The organism is Hymenobacter sp. BT730, assembly GCF_030542105.1.
Taxonomy (GTDB): Bacteria; Bacteroidota; Bacteroidia; order Cytophagales; family Hymenobacteraceae; genus Hymenobacter.
Window position 1 is genome coordinate 492,010 of record NZ_JAUOFB010000001.1, and the last position, 26,001, is coordinate 518,010.

Sequence of the window (26,001 nt, forward strand, 5' to 3'; positions counted from 1 at the left end):
TTCGCGGTAGGTTTCATAAAAAGAAGGATAAACTGGTTTTTGCCAGTCTGATTTTAGGCTGGTTCTGCCTGGCCATTTTGTGCTGTCCAGCTCACCAAAATCGTGCGCAAACCATACCGGTAGTGCCTACCTTTACCGCCCTACTCTCACTGCTGCTGTATGCATGTCCCCGACTTTCTCCACGTAGCTTATCGTGCCGACCTGGACATTCTCTTTGGCCGGTGGATGCGCCTGGTTACCCAGGCTGAAATGCAGGAAGGCTACCAGTATCTGCTGGAGCAGGCGGCCGCGCATAGCTGCCAGAACTGGCTGTTGGATGCCCGCCGGCGCATTAATACTGATAAAGAAGGCGCCCAATGGATGGTGCAGTCGTTTGTAGCTGGGGCCGCCGCGCGCCTGGGCGGCCGCCTGCAGCTAGCTTATCTGCTGGGCCCGATCATGCTACGCAACCAGGAAGCAGATGCTGCTTTTCCACCAGCGGCCTTTTTCGAGGGAAAGCCTTTCTGCGCCGAGCGGTTTATTGAGGAAGGTGAAGCCATTGCCTGGCTGCAGCAACACCGCGAGGCGGCAGTCTGATTTTTAAGAGTTTATAGTTTTTGTTGGTATGTCCGTTAAACGCAGCGCGGCCTTAGGCTTCATTTTTATCACCATTCTGGTGGATGTTATTGGGCTGGGCATTATCATCCCGGTCATGCCCCGGCTGATTGAGCAGCTCACGGGCGGAGGCCTGAGCGAAGCCTCCCAGTACGGCGGGTGGCTTACGTTTTCCTACGCCATTATGCAATTCCTGTGCTCCCCGGTGCTGGGTGGCCTCAGTGACCGGTTTGGCCGGCGTCCGGTGCTCCTGTTTTCCCTCCTGGGCCTGGGCATCGACTACATTTTTCTGGCCCTGGCCCCCACTATTGGCTGGCTGTTTGTGGGGCGGCTGATTGCGGGTATTGCCGGGGCCAGCTTTACCACTGCCACAGCCTATATTGCCGATATCAGCACCCCGGAAAAGCGGGCACAGAACTTTGGAATGGTGGGCGCAGCCTTTGGCCTGGGCTTCATCATTGGGCCCACGCTGGGTGGGATTTTCAGTCATTGGGGGCCGCGCGTGCCCTTTATGGTAGCCGCCGGGCTTAGCCTGCTGAACTTCATTTATGGGTACTTCGTGCTGCCGGAGTCGCTGAGTATGAAGCACCGCCGGCGCTTTAACTGGCGGCGGGCTAACCCCGTGGGCTCTCTGCTGCAACTGCGCCGCTATCCAGTCGTAGCCGGCCTCATTGTGTCCTTGGTACTGGTGTACATTGCCTCGCACGCGGTGCAGTCTACCTGGACGTATTACACCATGCTGAAATTTAGCTGGACGGAGGATTGGGTGGGATATTCGCTGGGGTTTGTGGGCTTGCTCACGGCCATTGTGCAGGGCGGCCTTATTCGCTTTATTATTGCCCGGCTAGGTCAGCGCAATACCGTGTATACGGGCCTGTTGCTGTATAGTGTAGGGTTGCTGTTGTTCGCCTTTGCCGGCCAAAGCTGGCAGATGTTCGCCTTTCTGATACCCTACTGCCTGGGCGGTATTACGGGGCCGGCGCTGCAGGGCATTATTTCCGGGCAGGTGCCGCCCAATGAGCAGGGCGAGCTGCAAGGGGCCCTAACCAGTCTGGTTAGCCTCACTACCATTCTGGGGCCGCCCCTCATGACCAACCTGTTTGCTTACTTCACCAGCCCGGGGGCCCCGGTGCACTTTGCGGGGGCGCCATTTCTGATGGGCTCCGTCCTGGCCCTGGCCAGTCTCTTGTTTACGCTCCGCTCCCTGGCAAACTACCGACACCCCGTGCCCGTAGCCCAGGAAACTTCGGCCTAACACCTGCTTCTTTCTTGTATGCTTTCTATCCGCCAGGCCACTGTTACCGATTTGCCCGCTATTCTGAGTATTGTGCAGCAGGTAGTACCGCTGATGCACGCCGCCGGTAATTTTCAATGGGAAGCCACCTACCCCAATGAGCAGGTATTTCGGGCGGATATAGAAAAAGGGTGGTTATGGGTAGCCGAGCTAAATGAAAAAGTGGCCGGTGTGGCCGCCCTTACCACCGCCCAAGACCCGGAATACGCACAGGCCGACTGGGATGCGGCCGAGCCGGCCGTGGTTACGCATCGCCTGGCCGTAGACCCCGCCGCCCAGGGCCAAGGCATTGCGGCCGCGTTACTAGCTCAGGCCGAAGTGCTGGGCCGGGCGTGGGGCCTGCGGGTGGCCCGCATCGATACCAACTCCGAAAACCGTGCTACGCAGACCCTGTTTCCCAAGCTGGGCTACCGGTTTGCGGGCGAAATCAACCTGGCCTTCCGGCCGGGACTGCGGTTTTTCTGCTACGAAAAGCAAATCACCTTATAATTAATTGCTTTCCAGATAATTATATAGAAATAAATATGAAAGAATGCCAGCGGCAAAGTGTCGCCGCTTTCGGGTTTTTTTCCTCATAATCAGGAAAACGGCTCCACTTTTGTGGAGCCGCCGTACTTTATATAGGGACTGGCTGATGTTTTTATAGCAGCCGCACCTCTATTTAGTAGTACCAAACCCATTTCTTGATGAAGCATACGGCTCCCCCTTCCGGCATCCCTGTTGCCACCTCGCTCGACCTTGCCTTGGCATCGGAAAACATGCAGACTCAGCGTCTGCAGAACACCCGACGAACGATTTGGATTTCTGTGCTGGCTGTGGGAATTGCTGCCGTCATCAGTGGCATAGCCCGGCTGCTGGTTTCTCTGATTAATCTGGTGACCAATCTGGCCTTTTTCGGTGAGCTGTCCGCGCGTTACCACAGCCCGGCCGATAACCAGCTGGGCCTGTTCGTGATAATCCTGCCGGCCATGGGCGGCCTTATAGTGGGCCTGATGGCGCTGTATGGCTCCAAGGCCATCCGGGGGCACGGCATTCCGGAGGCCATGGAGCAGATTCTGACCAATAAAAGCCGCATCAAGCCATCCATCATGCTGCTGAAACCACTCTCAGCGGCCATATCTATCGGAACCGGCGGGCCATTCGGGGCCGAGGGACCCATTATTGCCACGGGCGGGGCCTTTGGCTCCACAGTGGGGCAGCTGCTGAAGATTACCCACGCCGAACGTAAAGTGCTGCTGGCGGCCGGTGCTACGGCCGGTATGACGGCCATTTTTGGCACCCCGGTGGCCGCTATTTTCCTGGCCATTGAGCTTCTTTTGTTTGAGTTTTCGCCGCGCTCTATTATTCCCGTGGCGCTGGCCTGTATCACGGGTGCCGCCGGACACCACCTGCTTTTCGAATCGGGGCCTACTTTCCCGATGCCGCTGGTAGCTGCACCCGGCAACGAGGCCCTGGCCGTGTACAGCGTAATGGGCCTGCTCATTGGCGCCATTTCTGTGCTGGTAACCAAGCTGGTGTATTGGATAGAGGACATGTTTGAGACGCTGCCCATTCACTGGCTGTGGTGGCCGGCATTAGGCGGCCTGGCGGTGGGCCTGGTAGGTTATTTTGCTCCACGCACGCTGGGAGTAGGCTATGAGAATATCATTGATCTGCTGTCGGGTAAGTTGCCGCTACAGGTGATTCTATCCTTGTGCTTGTTGAAGTTTACTTCGTGGGCTATTTCATTGGGCAGCGGTACCTCGGGTGGTACCCTGGCCCCACTGCTCACTATTGGCGGTGCTACGGGCGCGCTGCTGGGGGTGGCCGCGCAGCAATTGTTTCCAGAAGCTGGGGTAGTGTTGCCGCTGGCGGCGCTGGTGGGGATGGCCGCTATGTTTGCGGGGGCTTCACGGGCCCTGCTCACCTCCATTATTTTTGCCGTGGAGTTTACCGGGCAGTCTAATCCGCTGCTGCCGCTGTTGGGCGCCTGTGTAGGCTCGTACCTGGTTTCTACTCTGCTGATGGACAATACCATCATGACCGAGAAAATTGCCCGTCGGGGGGTAAAAACTCCGGACTCTTACGAACCCGATGCTCTGGAAAAAATCCGGGTGGAGCAGGTGCTACGCGAAGGCGGCCTCACGGTAAGCGCCGAAAACTCCCTGCAGGAAGTGCGTGAGTGGCTGGGTCGTAAACCCGATAATCGCGCCAACTACTTCGTTATTGTCGATAACGATGGGGTTTTTGAAGGCATTGTGAGCGTGGCTGAGCTATACGGACCTTACCCCGATTTAAGCGCCTCCATACGCAGCATTGTTTCAGCCCAACTGCCCTCGGTGCAGGCCACGGATACCCTGCGTGCAGCCGTGAGCACTATGGCCCGTGCCGGCGTAGACGTGCTGCCGGTTGTATCGCCGGAAAACCCACGGATGGTAACCGGCGTGCTGTCGTATCAGGACGTCATCCGCTCGTACCGGCTGCGGCTGGAAGAAGAGGAAGGTTCACAGACCGATATTTCCCTGCGCCGCCATGGTATCCGCATTATGCTGCGCGGCAATAAGCTGCTGCGCGGTAACCGCGTCCGGAGCTAGCCGGCGGCCGTGGGCTTTTGTTCCAACAGGGTCATCTGCGTTACTATATCAGCTTCCGGAATAGGGTAGGGCTGGCCGTGCCGGATGGTACGATAAACTGCTTCAAACAAGCCCATATAATGGCCGCGGGGTGCTGGTAAAATACTCGGGGAAAGTGTGCCGTCGGGCGCGGCTAGCGTGAGCCGGCCCACGGCATTTTCCGGTTCCACGCCGTAGGCATCCGCCAGCGGCGAAAGACCCTCCAGCAATTGTGCTTCCTGCACATCCGCTCGGGGCTTGCTGAAGCTACCAGCTGTACCGTGCAACACAAAGGCAGGACCGGGGTCGGCCACCAGCAGGCTGCTGGTTACTGTAACCTGCAGCCCGGACGGGTATTGAATGTGGAAGGTGAAGTAATCATCTACCCGGGAGCCCGGGCGGTAGCTTCCCTGCACCTTGTAGGTATTTTGGGGCGGGCCAAAGAGGCTGATAACCTGGTCCAGCAGGTGGGGGCCCAGGTCGTAGAGCAGGCCGCTGCCGGGAATGGGCTCTTCCTTGAAGGCCTTTTTATTGAGTGCCAGCTTGTAGCGGTCGAAGCGAAAGTGGGCTTCAATGAGCTGGCCTAGCTGCCCGCTTTCCACCACTTGCCGCACCAACTGAAAGTCGCTGTCCCAGCGCCGGTTCTGGTAGGGGAGCAGGTCACGGTTTACGCGCCGACTCAGGTGGTACAGCTCCTGTATTTCCGCCACGGTAGTAGCCACGGGCTTTTCCAGGAGCACATGCTTGCCGGCCTGCAGCGCCTGCCGGGCAAATTCCACATGGGTATTGTTAGGGGTATTCACTACCACCAACTCCACGGCTTCATCAGCTAGTAGAGCTTCTACGCTGGGGTAGCTGCGCACTTCGGGGTAGTGGAGGTGAGCCTGAGCCTGATGGCGCTCTGTTACGGCTGCCAGCGTAAAGCCGGGGTGGGCATGCAGAAAGGGGGCGTGAAAAACCCGGCCCGACATGCCGTAGGCCAGCAAGCCGGTTTGAATAGGGGTAGGCATAAAGCAGAAGTAACAGCGCGAATGACAGGACGGAGTCAGGGAATCTCCCGAAACGGTAAATCCAGGCAAATGGCTTCGATAGCAGATTCGCCATTCCCGGCAATGGCATACAGGCAGTCTTCGTAGCCGCCGTATACCTGGCCGCTGGCCCCCATAAGCAGTAACAGATTCTCCGTGTAGGCCTGCCCAATAATATACAGGGCCAGCTCTCCGGCCCGCACAGCATAGTCGGCTACGGCGTAGTCGAGCACGGCGTTCTGATAGGTCCGGGCCACATCGAAGTGGAGGTAGGCAATACTATCGTCGCGGCGGATAAAGTAGAGCATAAGGCCACCGAATTCGGTCAAAAACGCCTGCACTACTGGTGGCCAGCCTGCTATCAGAGGAGTAGGTAACTGGTTTTGGCCAAGCCCTACTGTGCGGCTCTGGTGCCAGCCCGCCTCTACCAGCAGGTGCTGCACGTCAGCCGAGAACATGAAAGAGCGTCTGGTAGAGTTATCCATAGGCTTAGTAAGGTAGAGAAGTTCGCCTAAGGAAAAAAGCTACTGCGCTTTAGTCCTTCCAGCTACCAAACTTTCCCGCCTGATAGTCCTGGTAAGCCTGCCGAATTTCGGCTTCCGTGTTCATCACAAAAGGACCATAGGCCACAATGGGCTCTTGGAAGGGCAGCGCATGGCCCAGCAGAATCTTGGCATCAGACAGGGCTTCTACCCGGAGCTCGTCGCCGTTGTGGGTAAACTCTACCAACTGGCGGGCTTCGGTTTCCTGCCCGTTCACGCGCAGGCGCCCCTGAATGGTGTAGAAGAAGATGCTGCGCTCGGGCGCAATGCCCAGCTCCAGGATGCTGCCGGCTTGCAGGTCAATAGTAGCCAGTTGCACATCGGCCAGCGGCTGAATAGCCCCGACGGTGCCCGCCCACGTGCCCGACACGGCATGAATAAAAATTCGGCCTTCATCCAGCGCTACGGTCGGGATTTCGTCTTTTTGCAGCCCGATGTAGCGCGGCTCTACCATCTTGTCTTTGGCGGGCAGGTTCACCCACAACTGCAGAATTTCCAGGTCGCCGCCGGTAGCTTTAAACTGCTCGGAGGACACTTCGGAATGAATCAGTCCGCGCCCCGCCGTCATCCACTGAATGCCCCCGGCTTCAATCACGCTTTCGTGTCCGCTGCTGTCTTTGTGCAGAATATCGCCGGCCACAATAAACGTAACCGTCTCAAAGCCGCGGTGTGGGTGCGGGCCAAATGGCAGGCCCTGGTTTTTAGGCCGATATACCTGCGGGCCGTGGTGATTCAGGAATAGAAATGGGTCGATGTGCTCTACGGCCTGCGTGGGCAGGGCGCGGTAGGTAACCAGGTCAGCAATAGGGGCGCTAACGGCGCGGTGCTGCTGTTTTATTTGGCGAAGCGACATAGAAATCAATCAGAGAATAGATAATGGGAAGGGATACTGGCTTTACTGGCCCGGGGTTCGGCTGGCCTGCAGCACCCGGGCCGTGACCAGCAACTGGCCCACATGGCGCTGGGTATGCTCGGCGGCATGAAACAGCAAACCCAGCACCGTGGAGGGTACTTGCGCCCGGCCCACGCCGCGCGGCTCCGTAGCGGTGTGCTCCGGCGTGTGGCGCAGCTGCTCCAGTGCCTTATCTACCTGCTCAGAAAACTGCCCGAGTAACTCAGTAGCCGTAGCGCTGGTAGGCTGGCCTTCAGCACGGAGGGCCTGCAGCTGCTTCGGGGTCAGCGCTTCGGCGCGGGCATAAGTAAAGAGGCGGCTGAGCACGCCCGCCAGGTGCTGCAGGTGAAAGCCCACGGAGGCTACGTCAGCGGGCCGTTCCCACAGCAGGTCGGCCGGAAAATCAGCCAGTAAAGACGTTGCTTCTTCCCGGGCCTGCAGCAGGGCATGCGCCACAGGTTGAAACAAAGCGGGTATTGCGGGCACCGGGCCGCGCAGCCATACTTCCAGGGTATCAGCCACAGATTATTGGGAAAAGGCAGAGAAAACAATTGGTTAAACCTAACTACCAGACAAGTGTTTGGAACCCTGCCCGGCCGGTTTATACTTACCGCGCTACGTGACAAGCTACCGGGCGCGGCGGACCAGCAGCCAAAGCCCGGCCACTGCTAACCCCGCAACTGCCGCCACCGCCAGAGTGCGCGGCGGCCGCGAAACCGCCTCAGCACCGGCTTCCTGCCCCCTGTACTGTCCACCGGTTACCTGCAGAATCAGGCGGGTGGTTTCCTGGGGCTGGTCCCACTGCGGAAAGTGGCCGCAGGTATCAAACCAATGCAGCCGGGCATCGGGGAAGAGGGCCTGCGCCCGCGCCGCCTGCCCTGGCAGGCAAACCAGATCCTGCCGGCCCCAACCAATAACCAGCGGGGCTGCAATAGAACCTTTGGGCGCGCCCTGCTGCTTTTCGCCATGGGCCAGGTTGTCCAGCAGCTCATCAAAGGAAGGAGAGGCCGCAAAAGTGCGCATCTCGTCCAGCGTAATTTTAGGGGAGAGCCGCCAGGGCCGGGCCGAAAACTGCGCGAACAGGGCGGTGCGGCCAACGGCACTGCCGGTCAGGGCCGGCATAACAGGCTGCAAAGCGCGCACCAGCCGGATAGAACCCGCTACGGTGTAATAGAAAAACGGAATTTCCCAGCCCCGCCAGAATCCGCCGGGGTCCAGGGAAACCACGGCGCCTAGCACGCCGCCGCGCCGCGCCATTTCCAGCACCAGGCGCGCACCCATAGAGCTGCCCACCGCATCAATCCCCAGGAAATTGTGCGCCCGCAGAAATTCAGTCAGGGCATCGGCAAGCGTACCAATGGTAACCGGGCCGGGCAGCGGGGGCGTGTCGCCGAAGCCCGGTAAATCCACCGCAATAACCTCGCGCTCAGCGGCCAGCGCCTCCAGAATAGGATTCCAAGAGCGCCAGCTGCCGCCAATACCGTGCACCAGCAGTAAAGGCTTGCCGGTACCGCGCCGGATGTAGTGCATATTCATAGATGTCAGAAAATCAGATGTTGGAGAGGACAGGGGGCTGCTGGGCTTTACGAGGCCCAGGGTCATTGGATACGGAATAGAATATGCCCTAGGGTCTTTTCAACGGCACTTCCCAAACACAAGACCCAACAATGGAGTTAGGATGACTTTCTGTATCATCTCTGATAGGTATAATCGTGTCTCAGCTCTTCACGCCGCTTACCCTGCGCGGCATCACTTTTAAAAACCGTATTGCCGTGTCGCCGATGTGCGAATACAGCAGCCAGGATGGCTTTGCCAACGACTGGCACCTGGTACACCTGGGCAGCCGCGCCGTGGGCGGGGCCGGCCTGGTCATTACGGAAGCCGCCGCCGTCTCGCCGGAAGGCCGCATCACCCCCGACGACCTGGGAATTTGGGACGATGCCCACGTGCCGTTCCTCAAGCGCATTACCGATTTTCTAAAAAGCCAGGGTGCCGTAACCGGCATTCAGCTGGCGCACGCCGGCCGCAAAGCCAGTCACCGCAGCCCCTGGAAGGGCGGTACGCTTATCGAGCCCACCGAGGAAGGCGGCTGGGTGCGGGTTGCGCCCAGCGCTCTGGCTTTTTCCGAGGAGGAATCAGCCCCGCAGGAACTTTCCCTGGCTGGTATTGAGAAGGTAGTAGCTGATTTTCGGGCGGCGGCAGTTCGCTCATTGGAAGCTGGCTTTGAGGTGATAGAAGTGCACGCGGCCCACGGCTATTTGCTGCACGAGTTCATGTCGCCGCTCAGCAACCAGCGCACTGACGCCTATGGCGGCTCCTTCGAAAACCGCATCCGCCTGCTGCTGGAAGTAGTGGAAGCCACCCGCAGCGTGTGGCCCACTGAGTATCCACTGTTCGTGCGCATCTCCACTACCGACTGGACTGAAGGTGGCTGGTCTGAGGATGACTCCGTAGCCCTGGCCCGCGTGCTGAAGGGCAAAGGTGTGGATCTGCTGGACTGCTCCACCGGCGGTAATGTGCCCGTAGCGCCCATTCCCGTAGGGCCCATGTACCAGGTGCCGTTTGCCGCCCGCATTAAGCAGGAAACCGACCTGCCCACCGGCGCCGTAGGCCTGATTACCACGGCCGAGGAAGCCGAAAGCATTATTGCCAATCACCAGGCCGATATGGTGCTGCTGGCCCGGGAGCTGCTGCGCGACCCTTACTTCCCGCTGCACGCCGCCCACGAGCTGGGCGCTGAGATTAGCTGGCCCGACCAATATGTGCGGGCGCGTCCTCGAAAACGCTAAAAGAGGCATCAGGAGCCAGAGGAACGGAGAGGGAGGAAGTGGCTCGTGCAGCTTAACTTACAGAAGCTGGTCTTTGCCTGGCAAAGACCAGCTTACGACTCTTTCTCCCCTTCTCTTTTCTATGCAGAAGACTTCTATTCTCACCCGCTCACTTACCGCGGCCGCCGCGTTGGCCATAGCGGGCTGTGCTGCCAGCCAAACCGCGCCCACTACTCCCACGGCCGCCACGCCGGCGGCCCCCACCGAAGCCGTAGTAAAAGGTGTGGGCCTGGATGTGGCCGACCTGGACCCCAGCGTTTCGCCCTGCGAGGACTTTTTTCAGTACTCCGGCGGCACCTGGCTGAAAAACAACCCCATTCCGGCCTATGCCTCCAGCTGGGGCCCGCGCAACCTGCTCGGCGACCGGACCCAGGCTTTGCTGCGCCGTATTCTGGAAGAAGCTGCGGCCAATACCGCCGCCGAGAAAGGCTCTAACCTGCAGAAGGTCGGCGACTTCTATGCCTCGGCCATGGACACCGTGGCCATTGAAAAGGCCGGCCTGGCCCCGCTGCAGCCCGAGCTAAACCGCATTGCTGCTGTAAAAGATTTGCGCGGCCTGCAGGATGTGGTGGCCCGCCACAAGCTGCTGAGAACCGGGGCCTTCTTTGGTGCCGGGGTAGAAGTAGACGAGAAAAAAGCCACCCAGTACGCCGTAGGTCTGTACCAGGGCGGCCTCACGCTGCCCGACCGGGACTACTACTTTAAGCAAGATGCCCGCACGGAAAACATCCGGGCCGCGTACCGCAAGTACCTAACAAACATGTTTGCCCTGCTGGGCGACAACGCCACTACCGCGCAGAAAAATGCGGCTACGGTAGAGCGTATCGAAGCGCGCCTGGCCAAGGCTTCCCGCACCCGCGTGGAGCTGCGCGACCCGCAGGCCAACTACAACAAAATGACGTTGGCTGAGGCCAACAAGCGCTACCCCAACCTGAACTTGCCGCGCATCCTGGGGGCCCTGCAGCTGGGTGCGGCCCAGGAGGTAATTGTGGGCCAGCCGGCTTACCTGGATGAAGCCAACAAAGTACTAAAGACCGAGCCGCTGGCCGATCTGAAAACCTACCTGCGCTGGCACTTGGTGCGCTCCGTTTCCTCTGCCCTGCCCAAGGCGTATGTGGATGAGACATTCCGGTTTAGCCAGGTGTTGGGCGGCACCAAGCAGCTGACCACCCGCTGGAAGCGCATGCTGGCCTCTACGGATCAGGCTTTGGGCGAAGCCTTCGGCCAGCTCTACGTAGACAAAGCCTTTTCCCCCGCCGCCAAACAGAAGGCGCTGGAAATGGTCACCAACATCAAAGCCTCCATGGCTGAGCACATCCAGACCAATACTTGGATGAGCGACGGCACCAAGGCCGAGGCGCTGAAAAAGCTGAACGCTCTGCGCGTGAAAATTGGCTACCCCGATGAGTGGAAGGACTACTCAGCTCTCACCATCACGCGGGATTCCTATCTGAAAAACCTGCTGGCCGCCCGTGAGTGGGACTACCGCCAGGAAGCGAAAAAGTACGGCGGACCCATTGACCGCAACGAGTGGGGCATGACGCCCTCCACCATTAATGCCTACTACAACCCGCCGATGAACGAAATTGTGTTCCCGGCCGGCTACCTGCAGCCTCCCTTCTTCGACCCTAACGCCGACGATGCAGTCAATTACGGCGCTATCGGGGGCGTTATCGGCCACGAAATCACGCACGGTTTCGACGACCAGGGCCGGCAGTATGATGCCGAGGGCAACCTGCGCGACTGGTGGACCAAGGAAGACGCGGACAAGTTTACCCAGCGCGCCGAAGTAGTAGGCCGTCAGTATTCGGCCTTCTCGCCTCTGGATTCGGTGTTTGTGAACGGCAAGCTGACCATGGGCGAAAACCTGGCCGACTTTGCCGGCCTCACGGTAGTGTATGGTGCCTTGCAAAAGCAGCTGCAGCAGCGCTACGGCAACGGCCCGCGCCCCAAGTTTGATGGCTTCACGCCCGGGCAGCGCTTTTTCCTGTCCTGGGCCCAACTTCGGCGCACTAATATTCGCCCCGAAGCGCTGCGCCAGCAGATCCTTACCGACCCGCATTCCCCGGGGCAATACCGCACCATTGGGCCGCTCATGAACATGCCGCAGTTCTACCAGGCTTTCGGCTGCCAGGACGGCCAGAAAATGGTTCGGGCCGAACAGGACCGCGCAAAAATCTGGTAGCTATATTTAGCCACGCATCACCCCTCGTTCTTCTTTTCCTTCTCACCGTTCTTTATGTTTCGTACAAGTGCTTTTCTTTTGACGCTGGGCACAGCGGCCGGCTTGGTTCTGTCCGGCTGTGCCAGCAGCACGCCGGTAGCCACAGCCACCGCGCCTGCGGCAGCCCCGGCTACTGCCACGGCAGTTACGGCCTCAGCTGGCCCCGTACTGCCCGGTGTGGGTCTGGACCCCGGCAACATCGACAAATCCGTTTCGCCCTGCGATGACTTCTTCCAGTATGCTTCCGGTACCTGGCTGAAGAGCAACCCCATTCCCGCCGCTGAGTCGCGGTGGAGCTCCTGGAACACGCTAATCAACCAGAATGAAGCTGTTATGCGCGGCATTCTGGAGGAGTCGGCGGCCAACACCTCGGCTACCAAAGGCTCAAACCTGCAGAAAGTAGGCGACTACTACGCTTCATCCATGGACTCCGTGGCCATTGAAAAAGCCGGCCTGAAGTATCTGCAGCCCGAGCTGGCTCGCATTGCGGCCGTAAAAGACCTGAAAGGTCTGCAGACGGCCCTGGTACGTGCCCAGCGCCTGCAAACCCGCTCGGTATTTGGCCTGGGCGTAAATCAGGACCGCAAAAAAAGCGACGAGTACGCGCTGTACCTGAGCCAGGGCGGCCTCACGCTGCCGGACCGCGACTATTACCTGAAGGATGATGCCCGCTCTAAGACCATCCGCACAGCTTACACTTCCTATTTGACCAACACCTTCAAGATGTTGGGCGAGGCTCCGGCTACCGCGGCCAAAAACGCCGCTACGGTCCTGCGCATCGAGACGCGCCTGGCCAAAGCCAGCAAAGACCGGGTAGCCCTGCGCGACCCTTACGCCAACTACAACAAAATGACGGTGGCCGAAGCCAACCGTCTGTATCCTAACCTGGGGCTGACTACTATGCTGCCCGCGCTGAGCCTAAGCTCCGCCAAGGAAGTGATTGTGGGTCAGCCTGATTTCCTGAAAGAAGCCAACACGGCCCTCAAGCAGGAGTCCCTCGCCGACTGGAAAACCTATCTGCGCGCCCACCTCGTGAATTCAGTGTCGTCGGCGTTGCCGAAGGCGTTTGTGGATGAGTCGTTCCGCTTTAACCAGGTGCTGAGCGGCGCCAAGCAGCAGCAGCCCCGCTGGAAGCGCATGCTGCGCGCCACGGATGGTGCTCTGGGCGAAGCCTTCGGTCAGCTTTATGTGGACAAGGCCTTTACTCCGGAAACCAAAGTGAAAGCCCTGGAAATGGTGGCTAACATCAAGGAAGCCATGGGGGAGCACATCCGCGGCCTGGAGTGGATGAGCGCTGCTACCAAGGAAGAAGCCATCAAAAAGCTGAATGCCTTCACCGTAAAAATCGGCTACCCCGACAAGTGGAAGGATTATTCTGCCCTGAACATCTCTCGTGAGTCGTACCTGAAAAACGTGCTGGCTGCCCGCGAATGGGAGTCGAAAGACAACCTGAGCCACTACGGCAAGCCAATTGACCGCTCGGTATGGGGCATGACGCCGCCCACGGTGAATGCCTACTACAACTCATCGCTGAATGAAATTGTGTTCCCGGCCGGCATCATGCAGCCGCCGTTCTTCGACCCCAAGGCCGATGATGCGGTAAACTACGGTGGAATGGGTGCCGTTATCGGCCACGAAATCACCCACGGCTTCGATGACCGTGGCCGTCAGTCGGATGCCCAGGGCAACCTGCGCGACTGGTGGACCAAGGAAGATGCGGACGAATTCACGAAGCGCGCCGACATGGTGGGCGCCCAGTACTCGGCCTTCCAGCCCCTGGATTCGGTATTCGTGAACGGTAAGCTGACGATGGGCGAAAACCTGGCCGACTTCGGTGGCCTGGCCCTGGCTTACTCGGCCCTGCAGAAGCAGCTCCAGAAGCAGCACGGCAGCAGCCCCCGTCCGCAGTACGACGGCTTCTCGCCCGAGCAGCGCTTCTTCCTGGCCTGGGCGCAGATCTGGCGCACCAACGCCCGCCCGGAGTACATCCGCCAGCAGGTGCAAACCGATCCGCACTCCCCAGCCCAGTACCGTACCAACGGCCCGCTGATGAACATGCCCGAGTTCTACGAAGCCTTCGGCTGCAAAGACCAGGGTAAAATGGTGCGTGCTCAGAACGAGCGGGCCCGCATCTGGTAAGCCAGTAGCTTAATCATTCTAATTGGAAAAGGCCGTCTGCATTGCGCAGGCGGCCTTTTTGGTTTTAGCACCCGCCCGGGAGGCATTTAGCGCTCCAGTTGAAGCAGTGCTTGCTGTAGTTCAGCCGGGGTTACGGGGCGGTAGGTGAGAGGCTGCTCGGTGCGCTGCCCCAGCGTGGTAGGCTGTAGAGCCAGGTAGGTTTGCCCCTGTTCCCGCTTCAGTGCCACAATGGTGGCCGGTTCCTGATCGGGAACATTGGCGAACAGACAGCCACCGGCCGACTGCATACCTGGCAGCACGGCCCGGATGTTCCGGAATACCAGCTGCACCCGCGCGGGGCTGCCGGCCTCGTTGGCAACGGTAAACAACACCCGCGGGGCCTTGCATTGCAGCAGCCGGTCGCAGTTGATCCAGCCCAGCTGCGTGGCGCTGAACAGGTAGCCGGCCAGCGAATCAACGGACATGCTACCCGCCGCTGCCGTGCCCAACTGGCGGCGGGCCGTGCGGGCATCTATCACGGGCACACCCTGGTTGCTGGATGACCCCGTGGATCCATGATCATAGCTTATAAGTTGTATTCCCCCTGAACTGGTAAAGCCAAGCTCCAGCTGCGTGTGGCCCGCTACGGGTAGCACCGGCAGCCGGGGAGCAGGCTTCCGCCGCTCTTTGCGTGGGGCCACGGCCGCAATGCGGCTGCTCCGGTTGTTGCTGTCACTGCCTGGCCGTACGGGGCCCCGTAGAGTAGCCGGCTGGTAGGGAAGTTGCGCAACGGCGCGCAGCACGGCATTATGCAGAACCGTATCGGTAGCGCCCAGCCACCAGATGCTGGTGGCTACTATTTTCCCGGTGGCATCCAGGTCCAGGGTAACGAGGGAAGAAGCCAGCCGCTGGTGCTTATTGGGCCAGCTGAGCTGGCGCAGCTGCCGCCGCACCGCCGCCGAACGGGGTTGGCGGCGTAGGCGGGCAACCATGGCCGGGGAGTAGCCGATGGACCGCTGCAGCCGCTGCCGGAGTTCAGCTTCCGGCAGCTTACACCTTGGCCCCCGATTATCAAACTGCTGGAAACGCAGCGCTGGTGCCGGTTGCTGCCAGTCGATGGTATGCTGGGCGGTGGGTACGCCCGTGTAGAGCTGCATGCCGGCTTGGGGGCGGGCGGAGGGCATCTGTAGCAGAAGTGTGGCACCAGGGCGTATGCTGCAGGGCTGCCCGGTGGCGCTGCGGGCCTCCAGGTGAAGCATGCCGCCGGTTTCGAGCAGCTCCGGCCCCGATTTTGTGCCGAGGTTGGCCAGTACTATGTCGCTGAGCTTATAAAACTCCTGTACCTGCAGCTCTACTGTTCCTGAAGCTGCGGAGCCATCCGCAAGGGTAAAGGCATCAGCCGGAATATGCAGTATGGTGCCCTCCGTGCATCGGAGCACGGTATCCCGGCCGGCTGCTACCTGAAAGTGCTGCGCGGGCCGCTCATCCAAAATGGTCCATTCTGCCTGATTTACAGCTGCATTGGCCGTGTCTGGAGCGGGCGCAGGAGTGTTACGCCAGGAGGTAGGTGCCGCAGCCCGCGCGGGTACGGCCCGGCCCGGCGGCCGCGACTGTACTTGCCTGGCCGTGCGGGGCGGCGGCAGAAGGGAGTCAGTTGCTATAGCCGGCTCTGGAGCCTCAGTCGGGGCCGCTTTCACAGAGGGCCGGGCCGAGGCAGGGGTAGTGGCGGGTAGCTCTTTTTCGGCCTGGTTGTGGGAGCAGCTCAGTAGCAAAGCTCCCAAAGCTAGGGTAGCAGATATAGTAGATATAGATAAAGGCCGCATAAACATAAACCAGGTAAGGGAAGTCCGGCAGCGCACCGGTAAGGAGCTCAGGGTTTTCTAAAGTAGGGAGCTTTGTTCATATGGCAATTGCATAGGGCGCGCTTCCTGGCAGGCCGGTACAGGATACAGTGCAAGCCTGACGGTGGTGGAGTAGGTAGTTTTTTCGACTGAAAACATGACTAGAGTACCCTATTCCCACCGTCAATAATATTTTTCTGTCAACCAATATTGTTTATTACGAAAGTTTCGTAGTATTACGAAGTATTCGTAATAAAGCTATGGAAAGACTGACACAACCCGAGGAAGAGGCCATGCAGGTGCTCTGGAAACTGGAAGGTGGGTTTATTAAGGATGTGCTGGAGCTGCTGCCCGCGCCCCAGCCACCCTACACCACGCTGGCCTCTACTATCCGCAACCTGGAGCGCAAAGGCTACCTGCAGAGCGAGAAGCTGGGCAACACCTACCGCTTCACGCCCCTGATTGCGGCCGAAGACTACCGCAAGCGGTTTATGAGCACGTTTGTGGGCGACTATTTCAAGAACTCCTACAAAGAGCTGGTATCCTTTTTCGCCCAGGACCAGAAAATCAGCGCCCAGGAGCTGCAGGAAATCATTGAGATGATTGAACGCCAAAAGCCCCCGCAGTCATGATACCGGACGTGCTGATTTATCTGCTGAAGGCCAACGCGGCCTTGCTGCTCCTGCTGGGCCTGTATTATGCGCTGCTGCGCCGCCTCACGTTCCACCAGCTCAACCGGGTGTATCTGCTGGGTGCGGGCGTGTTTTCCATGTTGTATCCGCTGCTGGATGTATCGGCGCTGCTGGTGCGGCCCGTGCAGTTGGGCGAGGTAGTGCTGCCGGCATGGGCTATGCTAGTGGGTGCCGCCGGGTCAGCTCCTGCTTCAGCCACGGGACCTGATTATGGGCTTTGGCTGCTGGGGCTGTACTGGTCGGGCGTAGGCTTTATGTTGTTGCGCCTGCTGCTGCAGGGCGCTTCCCTGGCCGGGGTGCACCGCGCTTCGCGCCCGGCCATAGCGGCCGGGGTGCCTTTCCGCCAGGTGGCGGCTGAGGTGAATCCATTTTCCTTCTGGCAGACGATTTACCTGAACCCGGAGCAGCACGGCGCTACGGAGTTGCCAGCCATTCTGTTGCACGAGCAGGTGCATGTGCGCCAGTGGCATACGCTGGATGTCCTGCTGGTTCATCTGCAGCGAATTCTGGGTTGGTTTAGCCCCGGCACATGGCTGCTATTACGGGCCGTGCAGGAAAACCTGGAGTTTATCACGGACGAGGAAGTGCTGCGCGCCGGTCGCCTCGATGCCAGACAATATCAATACAGCCTCGTGCGGCTTAGCACCCTGGCGCCGGGCCCAGCGCTGGTAACACCCTTCTCCTTTATCACGCTAAAAAACCGCATTCAAATGATGAATTCCCATGCTTCTTCCCGTAAACAAACCGCCCGTTACCTGCTGGTGCTGCCCTTAGTGCTGAGCCTGCTGAGCTTTTCGGCGCCGGAGGCGGCTTCTGCCATGCTCACGCCAAAATCTGCCGTAGCACCCGCTGGCGAGGATGTTGAAAAGGCCACTACTATCAGCGCTTTGCCCCCGGCGGCGCTGGCGCACATTGTAAAGCAATATCCCGGTTACCGCCTGATTGGCGTATCGGAGCTGCGCGCCGCCGATGGCAGCAACCTGCGCTATAAAGCTGAAATTGCTATTGGCCGGCGGCCTAAGCAGGTGGTCTTTACCGAAAAGGGTGAGCCGGTAGCTGCTGTGGTGGCTGAGCCCCTGTATTACGTGGATGGCAAACTCACCCCTAAGAGCGAGGTAGATAAGCTGGATCCAAAGTCGATTGAATCGATGAAGGTGCTGAAAGGCGAAGCAGCCCACAAAGTTTTCGGCGACCAAGCAGTGGATGGGGTAGTAGTCATTACCACCAAAGCCAATGTGAATTCCAGGGCCGTACGGGCCTTTAACCAAAAGGTAGAAGCCGCTGCCCCGACGAAAAAAACCGACATGAGCAAGGCGCTGATTCTGCTGAATGGGAAGGAAATAACCGAAGCGGAAATGAAGCAGATTCCATCGTCCACCATTAAGGAGGTGCGGGTTGTAAATGATGCTGAAGCCGAGAAGCAGTATGGTGCCAAAGGCCGCAATGGTGTCATTATCGTGACCACGAAGTAGCGGCATGGATGCTACGTACAAAAAGCCCTCTGTCAGCTATTGACAGAGGGCTTTTTGGTGGTTGATATCTGCAGTTCCGACTTCTCAGGCCTGCTTACTGCGCCAGCGAGAAATGCGGGTTCTGTATTACGCCCAGTAGATTGGCAAACGGGTCCTGCACGGTGCCCAGCAGAATACCGCCGCCTACATCGTGCACGTCTTCGTGGGGCTGTGCGCCCAGCTCTATTAGCCGGGCAAAGGCCGCGGCGGCATCAGGCACGCCCCAGTAGGCAATGGGACCTGCCTGGCCGGCAACGGGGGCATCGGGCACCAGGCCCAGTTCATAGCCGCCCACGTTGAAGCCCACATAAAACGGCTCATCAAAATAGGGTTCCTGCCCCAGCGCGGCGCTATACCACGCTTTGGCCTTGGCCAGATTACCGACTGGGTAGACTACGGTGCGTAAGCCTTGAAACATAGAAAAAGGGATTTAAGGAGAGTAAGCCCGAAATGTAACGGCTTTTTGCGGCTCAGCTACCGGGCTGGGCCAGCCGCTTCTCCAGGCTGCGCCGGACGCTGGTCGGCAGTCGATGTTTGCGCTGGAAGTTGGTAATGACCTCCTGCTCCCGACCGGCAGAGTTACGGATGAGCTGCATGGGTAAGCCCACCAGCGCCCCTAGTCCTACCAGCATGCCTGCCCCGGAAAGGCCCGCCGAGCTCTGGCCACTGCCATCCAGGGCGGCGTTAAGCAGTCCGCCAAAGGATGCCACCATCAAGCCCAGGGCCACGGGCTCCAGTAGTAACAGCTTTCGGCCGGTTTTGCGCTTGGCCGCAAACAGCTCGTGCAATACCTGCACCGTGTCTACAGGCGCTACGGTTACTGTGGGTGCAGCAGGGATTTGGGCGGTAGCGGTGATGAACAGGCCCAGCCACGAAATCAGCAGTAGGCAGGTGCAGAAAAAAGGCCGAAACATAGTCAGAGAAAGAGGAGGGGGATAGGAGCTCCCGAAAAGGTACTCCATTGTTTAGCAGAGTTCCTACAGCGGGAAAAGAGAGGAATAACGGAAGTAGGTTATCAGGAAATCAAAGAAGCGCCATGCCGGAATCCAGGTTGCTAGTCGGGTTTTCAGACGCCTTTACAAGGCCGACGGCAACAGTTGGCTTTTGCTATGGATAGGGCCCGCGCCCAGCATAACAAGGCTGTACAAAACTGGACGCAGTGGTCGCTTTTGGACAGGTTTTGCGACTGATATGAATAGTAAATAAAAATCAACTAACTGATTATCAATAACTTATTGGAATGGCACGCGGCTTGGCTATTCCTATACAGGACGGTAGGAGAGTTGTTCAAAAACGCACACCGCCGCCCCGCTTTTATCCGCTCTGTTCCACTCTTTTTACCCTACTGCTATGAAACGCTTTGCCCCCGCTCTCTTTTCTTCGCGCGCCTCTTCGCTGGCGTCATCTGTTCGTCGGCACCTAGGCCGCTTCACCTTTGTTGGCTTGCTGAGCTTGGGCTTGGCCAGTGCAGTTAATCCTGCTCAGGCGCAGCAAGCCTCACCAGTGTCCGTAGAAAGCACCGACGCCGAAAGCATTCGGGTCCGGATTTTCAATCCGGCCAGCCAGGCCGGTGGTCGGGTGCAGGTAGTGAGAGTGCGCAATGGCCACGTGCTGTTTGATCAGGCATATTCGGCGGCAGCTTACGCACACCGCTTCAACTTCCGGCAACTGCCCGCGGGCCGCTATGTACTGCTGATGCACGTGGGCCCTCAGTATTACCGCTACTCGCTGGAAGTACAGCCCAATGCCAGCAGCCAGTCTGTGGTAGTGCGCCATATGAAAGCCCGTCTGCCCCGGCTTTCGCTGGCCTCGGCAGGGCTGTAACCTCCGGCTGACTGCCGAAAATTAACCGTCCCGGGGTGGTGTATAAGGACGCTCCGGGCCGGTTGATTTTCGGTGAGACGGATGACCGGCAGAGCGAAGGCAGAAAAGGCACCCCTTTCCCGGTGCTGCTCGTACGAAAGCAATTCGCCTGTTAGTCGGTTCTGCTATAGAACTGGTTGTCTCCGGCTCTCTGCTGCTCTATGCCTGCTTCGCTTTCCGCTCCCCTTGATGCGCCCAAAGCTACCCTCTGGACGCCCTTCACTTACTCCCTGTTTCGCGCTATCTGGATTGCTTCCGTGGTATCCAACATTGGTACCTGGATGCAGAATGTGGCGGGCGTGTGGCTGGTTACCACGCTAACCACCTCGGCCCTGCTGGTCGCCCTGATGCAAACGGCCACCAGTTTGCCCTCCTTTCTGCTGAGCCTGCCTGCCGGCGCTATGGGCGACCTGGTAGACCGGCGCAAGCTGCTGCTGGTAACGCAGGGCTTTATGGCGGTAGTGGCCGTGTGGCTGGGTGCCTTGTCCCTGATGGGTGAGATTTCGGCGCTTGGCGTGCTGGGCTTCACGTTTATGCTGGGCATTGGGGCCGCCCTGAACGCGCCTATCTGGCAAACAGTAACCATTGAGCTGGTGCCCCGGCAGGCACTGCCGTTTGCCATTACGCTGAACGGGGTGAGCAACAACATTGCCCGGGCCGTGGGGCCAGCCATTGGCGGGGCCATCATTGCTTACTACTCGCCGGGTTGGGTGTTTCTCTTGAATGGGGTGTCGTTTCTGGGTACCTGGGCTGTGGTGTACCGCTGGAAGCGCAGCACCGAAGCCACCAGCGGCCCCGCCGAAAACTTCACGGGGGCCCTGCGGGCCGGGCTGCGTTACGTGCAGTATTCGCCGGCTATTTATGCGGTGCTGGTGCGCACATTTGCCTTTTCTTTTGGGGCCAGCGCCATGTGGGCCCTGCTCTCCGTAGTGGTGGCACGTAAGCTGCATCTCAGCTCCGGGCACTATGGCATTATGCTGTCCTGGTTGGGAGCCGGGGCCGTGGCGGGGGCTTTTCTGATGGGCCGGGCCGGGCATCGGCTCAACTTCAACCAGCGGGTACTATTAGGCACGCTGGCCTTTGTGGGCACCAACCTGGCCTTGGCCCTGCTTACCTCGGTGTACCTGCTGTACCCGGTCATGTTCCTCTCGGGCATTGCCTGGCTGATGGTGATGACGAGCTTCAGCACCACCGTGCAGCTACACGTGCCCAAGTGGGTGCAGGCGCGGGTGGTTAGTATTTACATGCTGCTGTTTCAGGCGGGCCTCTCTCTGGGCAGCGTGGTTTGGGGTGAGCTAGCCGACCGTACCAGCCTGGAGCTGTCGTTGCTGGTCACTGCTGGCTGGATGTTGGCCAGCATGCTGCTGGCGCTGCCCTTTCCCATGCGCTCAGCCGAAGGGCTGGACCTGGCGCCCGCCGAACACTGGCCCGACCCCGAAGTACACGGCGACATTGACCCCGACGACGGCCCCGTGGTAGTGATGATAGAATACCATGTGCCCGCTGCCAACTGGCCCGCCTTCCGGCAGGCGGCCACCCAGCTCACCCGCCTGCGCCTCCGCGACGGAGCCTTGCGCGCCGGGGTATTCACGGACGTGGCTCAACCCGAAAAGATTACCGAATTCTTTTACGTGGCTACCTGGGGCGAGCATGAGCGCCAGCACCACCGCTTCACCCGCGAAGACGTGGCCGTAGAAAGCCAGGTACGGCAATTTCATACCGGGCCAGAACCGCCCCGCGTAACCCATTTCCTGGCTTTCCCCAAAACGGCTAATGTGGAAGTAGCTGCTTCCGTGTAGGGGGGGATGATGTTGGCAATCAGGGATTTATCAATTGAAAAAAGGAGTGGTTAACATAAGATTCAGGGGTTTAGTTCAAAGTTGGGTACAGGAATTTTACTTCCGGCACTAACTTTGTAGCATTCCAAGTCTCTTGTCTATTACTCTTTTCCGCATCGATATGCCCAAACTTCTGCTTGTGCTGCTCCTGGCCCTTCTGGTGCTGGTAGAGCCGGGCCAGGCGGTGGCAGAATCGTCTAGCGTTGCGCTGGCCGAAACTGCCCTGTTGCTGAGCCCCCCCAAAGTACCACGCCCAGTGTACAGACGGTATAAAGGCAACAGCCGCAGTAAAAAGAAGCGCCTGGGCCCATTCCGGCGCTGGGCAGCATACCGCAAAGCCAAGCGGAAGAATAAAGGCGCACCCACCAGAAAAGCTGCCCCGGCCCGTCAGGGTGTCATCAAGGTAGATGCTCCGGATATGAAGATGCCGGCACCACCGCCCGCTCCAAAACCATAAGCTTGCTCTATAGTGCTTTCAACAGCCGCATCTCCTTTGGGAGATGCGGCTGTTTTTATATGTGGTAGCAAGGCTTGGAGTAATAACCAGGTCTGCAGACAAGCAAGATTCAATCAATGATATGTTAATTTTATTAGTATTATTTGCTATTACAATTAGTAATAAATATATTCGTTTCTACATACTTATAACTCCATCATGCTTATGAACCTGCTCAAGAAAGTAGCCCTGGGATTGGGCGCCGTGGTAGTACTGCTTACCCTGGTAGCATATGTGTTACCCCGTAAAGTACATGTGGAACGCACTCAAACCATTACGGCCGCGCCGGAAGCAGTATTTGCGCAGGTAAATACCCTGCGCAACTGGGAGCAATGGTCGCCGTGGCATAAGCTCGACCCTCACATGAAGCTGAGCTATACCGGCCCTGCGGCCGGCCCGGGCGCCAGCTATGCCTGGACCAGTGCGCAGCGCAACGTAGGCACTGGCCTTTGCACCATCACCCACAGCCAGCCTTTCTCCCGCATCGATACTGATTTGAAGTTTGGGGAGGAAGCGGGTAAAACCACCAGTTACTACCTGTTTGAGGAAGCGCCCGAAGGAACCAAAGTCACTTGGGGCATGGACCTGGATATGGGCCTGAACCCTTTAGGCCGCTATATGGGCCTACTGATGGATGGTATGATTGGAGCCGATTTCGAAAAAGGCCTGCATAATTTGCAGCAAGTGGTGGGTAGCCAGCCCGTAACGGTAGCCCCCTAAGCAGCGCATTCTATTTCTTTGGGAGATGATACCCCCACGGCCCGGTCGCAGCAGTGCGGCCGGGCCGTTTGTATGCGGTATCAGCACGACGCTTCGCCAGCTTTTCTACCGAAACTTAGACCACGCCATGGGCCCGGTAGCTACTGGTTAAGGCTGTACCGTTGGCCTAGGTGCTGCTTCCGGGGCTGGTTGTTGCGACGCCAGTACTACTTCCGCCATGGCTTTCAGGTCCAGGTCGTCAAGGAATCCGTCGCAGAGGGTGAGGATGGAATACAGGTAGCGCTTTAGTTCCTGAGGAGCTGGCTGGGGTTGGCGCAGGGCGGCCTGCACCAGGTGCAGGGATAAATCAGCCAGCAGGAATTGCCGGCGGGGACCAGCGGACGTCTGCTGCAGCGCCGCGCTTTCCGTAAGGGCATGCGCCTGGTGGACCAGCTGAAGAATAGGCTCGTTCATAGGTTTAGGAGTGCAAGAGCAGCAAAGTACTACGCTGGCAGGAGATAGTAAACAGCGCACTACACCAGACAAGCTGCTTCCTTTATTTCAGATATGCCGAGGCCTTCACCACGTGATAGGCCGGATCAGTAGCAAAAATGCCTTGCAGGGAAGCCACATGCCGGCCCCCGATGATGGTGAGAATACGGGAGCTGCTGGTAGTCAGCTGCGTGGTCACTATGTTGGAGTAAATCTTCAGGTCGCGGTTATAGATAACGGAAATAAACTCTGCCCCCACGTAATGCGGATTAATAAAGGCGGCATCCACCATAGGGTCGGGCTTTAGGGTGCCATTGGTTACACGGGCTGGGGTGCGATACACCAGCGTGTGCAGCTGCTGCAGAAAAGACGGACTATTGAGAAAGGAGTAAAGCCCGGAAAGCGTGCGGGTGCCATTCTCAAATTGCTCCATCACGGGTTTATAGAACTGCCGATGCTCTGCGGTGGCCTGCTCATACAGCGCTACGTTAGTGCCCTGGTTTAAAATACTCTGCGAGGTGCCGCCCGGCGAGTTAACGCAGTAAATCCGGTTGATGCCCAGGCGCTTGCCCAGCGCAAACCCCAACTGAAACGTCTCGGAACGGCCATCGGGGAGGCTGTCCAGCACCAGCTGGCCCTGCCGGTAGCGCTGGTACAGGCTGTCGATGCGGACCTGCTGCTCGGGCAACTCTTCCACCATAATGGCATCGGGGCGGAAGCGTAGCAGCTGCTCGTGCAGGGCTGCCAGCTCCTTCTGTCGCCGGGGCGTGAACACATCCGTCAGGGGGGTACTGGCTTTACGCAGCTGTCCCAGGTGGGGCGAGGCAAACAGCCAGATTTCGGTGGGGCGCCCGGCTGTGGCAGATGGGCGGGTGGGCAGCGTATGCGTAGTCGTGCAGCTAAACAGGCCCGCCAGCAACATTAAACCGTGTAATAATCGGGGCATAGAAATAAGGAGAGATGATATCGGCGGCGAAAAGCCAGGGGTAGCCCCTGGGCCGTTTGGTTTCCATAAGGAGACGAAATGTAGCCTGCCGGTTGGCAGCCACAGGAGAAAATCTGCTCGCGTAGCCTATCCTCCATTCTTCCTCCTACTGGTGCTGCCCTGGTGCTGGCCCTGCCACGTTGGGCGGCCTGCCGCAAGGCCAAGCGCAAGCAGAAAACTGCCCCAGACCGCAAAGTTGTGATTCGGGTAGATGCGCTTTTTAGAGGCATTTTGCAGCAAAGCCGTGCGCCAGAATTAGGGAATAATCAAACTATTTTTTGTACAGCTATAAAAAAATAACAATATTTTTATTGAATTACTTATTATTACACGGGCTGTACCGATCTGATAAAATATTGCCTGGAAAATTGATTTAACAACAAGCTATCCAGCCCTCTACATCTCTGTGAAAATCCCGAATACAGTTCAATACGCGCTTTTTTCAAGGCGGCGCTGCCGTCATCTATTCTTTCCAACCACCACCTATTTCATCATGATGAAAAGTTTACTCAAAACTACCCTGTTTTCGCTGCTGGTTAGCTTCAGCCTTGCTGCCTGCTCAGACAAGGAAATGGCTGACGTTAATCTGGCTACCACTGCAGTACAGGATGCCGGTAAGAAAACCAGCTATGATGCTCCCACGCTTACGGGTGCCAGCTCTACTCAAACATCAATAAACATTAAGGTTACTGCGGGGGCATCCGGAATGCCCGCTGGCTTCTCTGTTCAGTGGATGAAGGCTGCCGATTTTGCTGCCAATGGTAATTCCTGGTTGGAAACGCCTAGTCTCTGCAACGGGGGCTTTTCGGGCAACGCAAACCTGTCGCGCTATAATCTGGCCGCCGGTGAATCGGTTACTATCAATATCGGAGAGTTCCTGTTTGATAACGGCGCCTCCACCAACTGTAATGGGGCTCTGGTGTGCGGTACGCAATACGTATTCCGGGCCTTTGCGCACGCCAACAGCGCATTTACCCGCAGCGGCTATACCGGCAACCTGACCGGCAGTACGCTTTCCTGCGTCGCTGCAAAAACGTGCACGTTTTCCCAGGGCTACTGGAAAACCCACGGCCCTGTGCCCGTTGGCAATAACACCAATACCTGGGCTGTAACTTCCCTGAAGCTGGGCACTGTTTCCTACACAGACCTCCAGCTGCTGCGTATTTTTAATACCCCAGCCCAGGGCAATGGCCTGCTGGCGTTAGCGCACCAGCTCATCGCCGCCAAGCTGAACGTTGCTAAAGGCGCTGATAGTAAGGTTATAGCGCCCAGCATAGTAGCTGCCGATGCCCTCATTAGCGGAAAGGTAATACCTCCGGTAGGCGCGGGCTACCTGGCGCCTGGCGCCACCAGCACCCTAATCACGGCCCTGGCCAATTACAACGAAGGCGCCACCGGCCCTGGTCACTGCAACTAACCGGGCAACGCCAAGGCGTCCCGGCTGCACGAACATGTGCCCTATTAAGCCGCTTG

24 protein-coding genes are annotated in these 26,001 nt (G+C 58.5%); 14 read left to right on the forward strand and 10 right to left on the reverse strand.

Annotation, left to right across the window (positions count from 1 at the left end):
- Positions 1-159: 159 nt before the first annotated feature.
- From Q4G72_RS02140 to Q4G72_RS02155, 4 genes are all read left to right on the forward strand, one after another.
- Positions 160-576 carry a hypothetical protein gene (locus Q4G72_RS02140; RefSeq protein WP_303309789.1) on the forward strand — a complete coding sequence of 139 codons (417 nt, stop codon included), beginning with the start codon at positions 160-162 and terminating at the stop codon, positions 574-576.
- Between the two features lie 28 nt (positions 577-604).
- Entirely contained in the window at positions 605-1,849 is a 1,245-nt protein-coding gene (locus Q4G72_RS02145; protein WP_303309790.1) for a TCR/Tet family MFS transporter, read from the forward strand.
- Between the two features lie 18 nt (positions 1,850-1,867).
- Positions 1,868-2,377 (forward strand): GNAT family N-acetyltransferase, encoded by a 510-nt coding sequence (locus Q4G72_RS02150; RefSeq protein WP_303309791.1) that lies wholly within the window; start codon positions 1,868-1,870, stop codon positions 2,375-2,377.
- A 197-nt stretch (positions 2,378-2,574) separates the two neighbouring features.
- Positions 2,575-4,461, forward strand: coding sequence for a chloride channel protein (locus tag Q4G72_RS02155; RefSeq protein WP_303310681.1), 1,887 nt, complete (start codon positions 2,575-2,577; stop codon positions 4,459-4,461).
- On the opposite strand, the gene Q4G72_RS02160 is transcribed toward Q4G72_RS02155, so the two are convergent.
- The 5 genes from Q4G72_RS02160 to Q4G72_RS02180 form a co-directional block, all read right to left on the reverse strand.
- Positions 4,458-5,489 (reverse strand): Gfo/Idh/MocA family oxidoreductase, encoded by a 1,032-nt coding sequence (locus Q4G72_RS02160; RefSeq protein ID WP_303309792.1) that lies wholly within the window; start codon positions 5,487-5,489, stop codon positions 4,458-4,460. The two genes, Q4G72_RS02155 and Q4G72_RS02160, sit on opposite strands and share 4 nt — an antisense overlap.
- A gap of 35 nt (positions 5,490-5,524) precedes the next feature.
- Positions 5,525-5,992 carry an SUKH-3 domain-containing protein gene (locus tag Q4G72_RS02165; RefSeq protein WP_303309793.1) on the reverse strand — a complete coding sequence of 156 codons (468 nt, stop codon included), beginning with the start codon at positions 5,990-5,992 and terminating at the stop codon, positions 5,525-5,527.
- Positions 5,993-6,041: 49 nt separating this feature from the next.
- Entirely contained in the window at positions 6,042-6,902 is an 861-nt protein-coding gene (locus Q4G72_RS02170) for a pirin family protein (protein WP_303309794.1), read from the reverse strand.
- A gap of 42 nt (positions 6,903-6,944) precedes the next feature.
- Positions 6,945-7,463 (reverse strand): DinB family protein, encoded by a 519-nt coding sequence (locus tag Q4G72_RS02175; protein WP_303309795.1) that lies wholly within the window; start codon positions 7,461-7,463, stop codon positions 6,945-6,947.
- Positions 7,464-7,568: 105 nt separating this feature from the next.
- Positions 7,569-8,477, reverse strand: a complete 909-nt coding sequence (locus Q4G72_RS02180; protein ID WP_303309796.1) for an alpha/beta fold hydrolase — start codon at positions 8,475-8,477, stop codon at positions 7,569-7,571.
- 176 nt (positions 8,478-8,653) lie between these two features.
- On the opposite strand from Q4G72_RS02180, the gene Q4G72_RS02185 reads away from it, so the two are divergent.
- The 3 genes from Q4G72_RS02185 (at position 8,654) to Q4G72_RS02195 (ending at position 14,132) form a co-directional block, all read left to right on the forward strand.
- On the forward strand, positions 8,654-9,730 hold the full coding sequence (locus tag Q4G72_RS02185; protein WP_303309797.1) for an NADH:flavin oxidoreductase/NADH oxidase: 1,077 nt from the start codon (positions 8,654-8,656) through the stop codon (positions 9,728-9,730).
- A gap of 121 nt (positions 9,731-9,851) precedes the next feature.
- Positions 9,852-11,954: a M13 family metallopeptidase gene (locus Q4G72_RS02190; RefSeq protein WP_303309798.1), complete on the forward strand. Its 2,103-nt coding sequence runs from the start codon at positions 9,852-9,854 to the stop codon at positions 11,952-11,954.
- A 54-nt stretch (positions 11,955-12,008) separates the two neighbouring features.
- Complete coding sequence (locus tag Q4G72_RS02195; protein WP_303309799.1) at positions 12,009-14,132, forward strand: M13 family metallopeptidase; 2,124 nt, start codon at positions 12,009-12,011, stop codon at positions 14,130-14,132.
- 86 nt (positions 14,133-14,218) lie between these two features.
- Here Q4G72_RS02195 and Q4G72_RS02200 read toward each other — a convergent pair whose 3' ends face one another.
- Positions 14,219-15,892, reverse strand: a complete 1,674-nt coding sequence (locus Q4G72_RS02200; RefSeq protein WP_303309800.1) for a hypothetical protein — start codon at positions 15,890-15,892, stop codon at positions 14,219-14,221.
- A 320-nt stretch (positions 15,893-16,212) separates the two neighbouring features.
- On the opposite strand from Q4G72_RS02200, the gene Q4G72_RS02205 reads away from it, so the two are divergent.
- Complete coding sequence (locus Q4G72_RS02205; RefSeq protein WP_303309801.1) at positions 16,213-16,584, forward strand: BlaI/MecI/CopY family transcriptional regulator; 372 nt, start codon at positions 16,213-16,215, stop codon at positions 16,582-16,584.
- On the forward strand, positions 16,581-18,116 hold the full coding sequence (locus tag Q4G72_RS02210) for a M56 family metallopeptidase (RefSeq protein WP_303309802.1): 1,536 nt from the start codon (positions 16,581-16,583) through the stop codon (positions 18,114-18,116). Before Q4G72_RS02205 ends, Q4G72_RS02210 begins: the two co-directional genes overlap by 4 nt.
- Before the next feature lie 94 nt (positions 18,117-18,210).
- Here Q4G72_RS02210 and Q4G72_RS02215 read toward each other — a convergent pair whose 3' ends face one another.
- Together Q4G72_RS02215 and Q4G72_RS02220 are read right to left on the reverse strand one after the other, a co-directional pair.
- Complete coding sequence (locus Q4G72_RS02215) at positions 18,211-18,573, reverse strand: VOC family protein (RefSeq protein WP_303309803.1); 363 nt, start codon at positions 18,571-18,573, stop codon at positions 18,211-18,213.
- A gap of 52 nt (positions 18,574-18,625) precedes the next feature.
- The gene (locus Q4G72_RS02220) at positions 18,626-19,069 is read right to left on the reverse strand and encodes a hypothetical protein (RefSeq protein WP_303309804.1); all 444 of its coding nucleotides are present in this window, start codon (positions 19,067-19,069) and stop codon (positions 18,626-18,628) included.
- A gap of 436 nt (positions 19,070-19,505) precedes the next feature.
- Here Q4G72_RS02220 and Q4G72_RS02225 point away from each other — a divergent pair, with 436 nt between their 5' ends.
- From Q4G72_RS02225 to Q4G72_RS02240, 4 genes are all read left to right on the forward strand, one after another.
- Positions 19,506-19,979, forward strand: a complete 474-nt coding sequence (locus Q4G72_RS02225; RefSeq protein WP_303309805.1) for a hypothetical protein — start codon at positions 19,506-19,508, stop codon at positions 19,977-19,979.
- A gap of 200 nt (positions 19,980-20,179) precedes the next feature.
- Positions 20,180-21,817 (forward strand): MFS transporter, encoded by a 1,638-nt coding sequence (locus Q4G72_RS02230; protein ID WP_303309806.1) that lies wholly within the window; start codon positions 20,180-20,182, stop codon positions 21,815-21,817.
- 160 nt (positions 21,818-21,977) lie between these two features.
- Positions 21,978-22,313, forward strand: coding sequence for a hypothetical protein (locus tag Q4G72_RS02235; RefSeq protein WP_303309807.1), 336 nt, complete (start codon positions 21,978-21,980; stop codon positions 22,311-22,313).
- A gap of 198 nt (positions 22,314-22,511) precedes the next feature.
- Positions 22,512-23,072 carry an SRPBCC family protein gene (locus Q4G72_RS02240; protein WP_303309808.1) on the forward strand — a complete coding sequence of 187 codons (561 nt, stop codon included), beginning with the start codon at positions 22,512-22,514 and terminating at the stop codon, positions 23,070-23,072.
- A 147-nt stretch (positions 23,073-23,219) separates the two neighbouring features.
- On the opposite strand, the gene Q4G72_RS02245 is transcribed toward Q4G72_RS02240, so the two are convergent.
- Both Q4G72_RS02245 and Q4G72_RS02250 read right to left on the reverse strand, forming a co-directional pair.
- A complete protein-coding gene (locus tag Q4G72_RS02245; RefSeq protein WP_303309809.1) occupies positions 23,220-23,525 on the reverse strand; it encodes a hypothetical protein in 306 nt (101 codons plus the stop codon).
- 82 nt (positions 23,526-23,607) lie between these two features.
- The gene (locus Q4G72_RS02250; RefSeq protein WP_303309810.1) at positions 23,608-24,489 is read right to left on the reverse strand and encodes a DUF5694 domain-containing protein; all 882 of its coding nucleotides are present in this window, start codon (positions 24,487-24,489) and stop codon (positions 23,608-23,610) included.
- Positions 24,490-25,021: 532 nt separating this feature from the next.
- On the opposite strand from Q4G72_RS02250, the gene Q4G72_RS02255 reads away from it, so the two are divergent.
- Positions 25,022-25,945, forward strand: a complete 924-nt coding sequence (locus Q4G72_RS02255) for a hypothetical protein (RefSeq protein ID WP_303309811.1) — start codon at positions 25,022-25,024, stop codon at positions 25,943-25,945.
- The last annotated feature ends 56 nt before the right edge of the window (positions 25,946-26,001 follow it).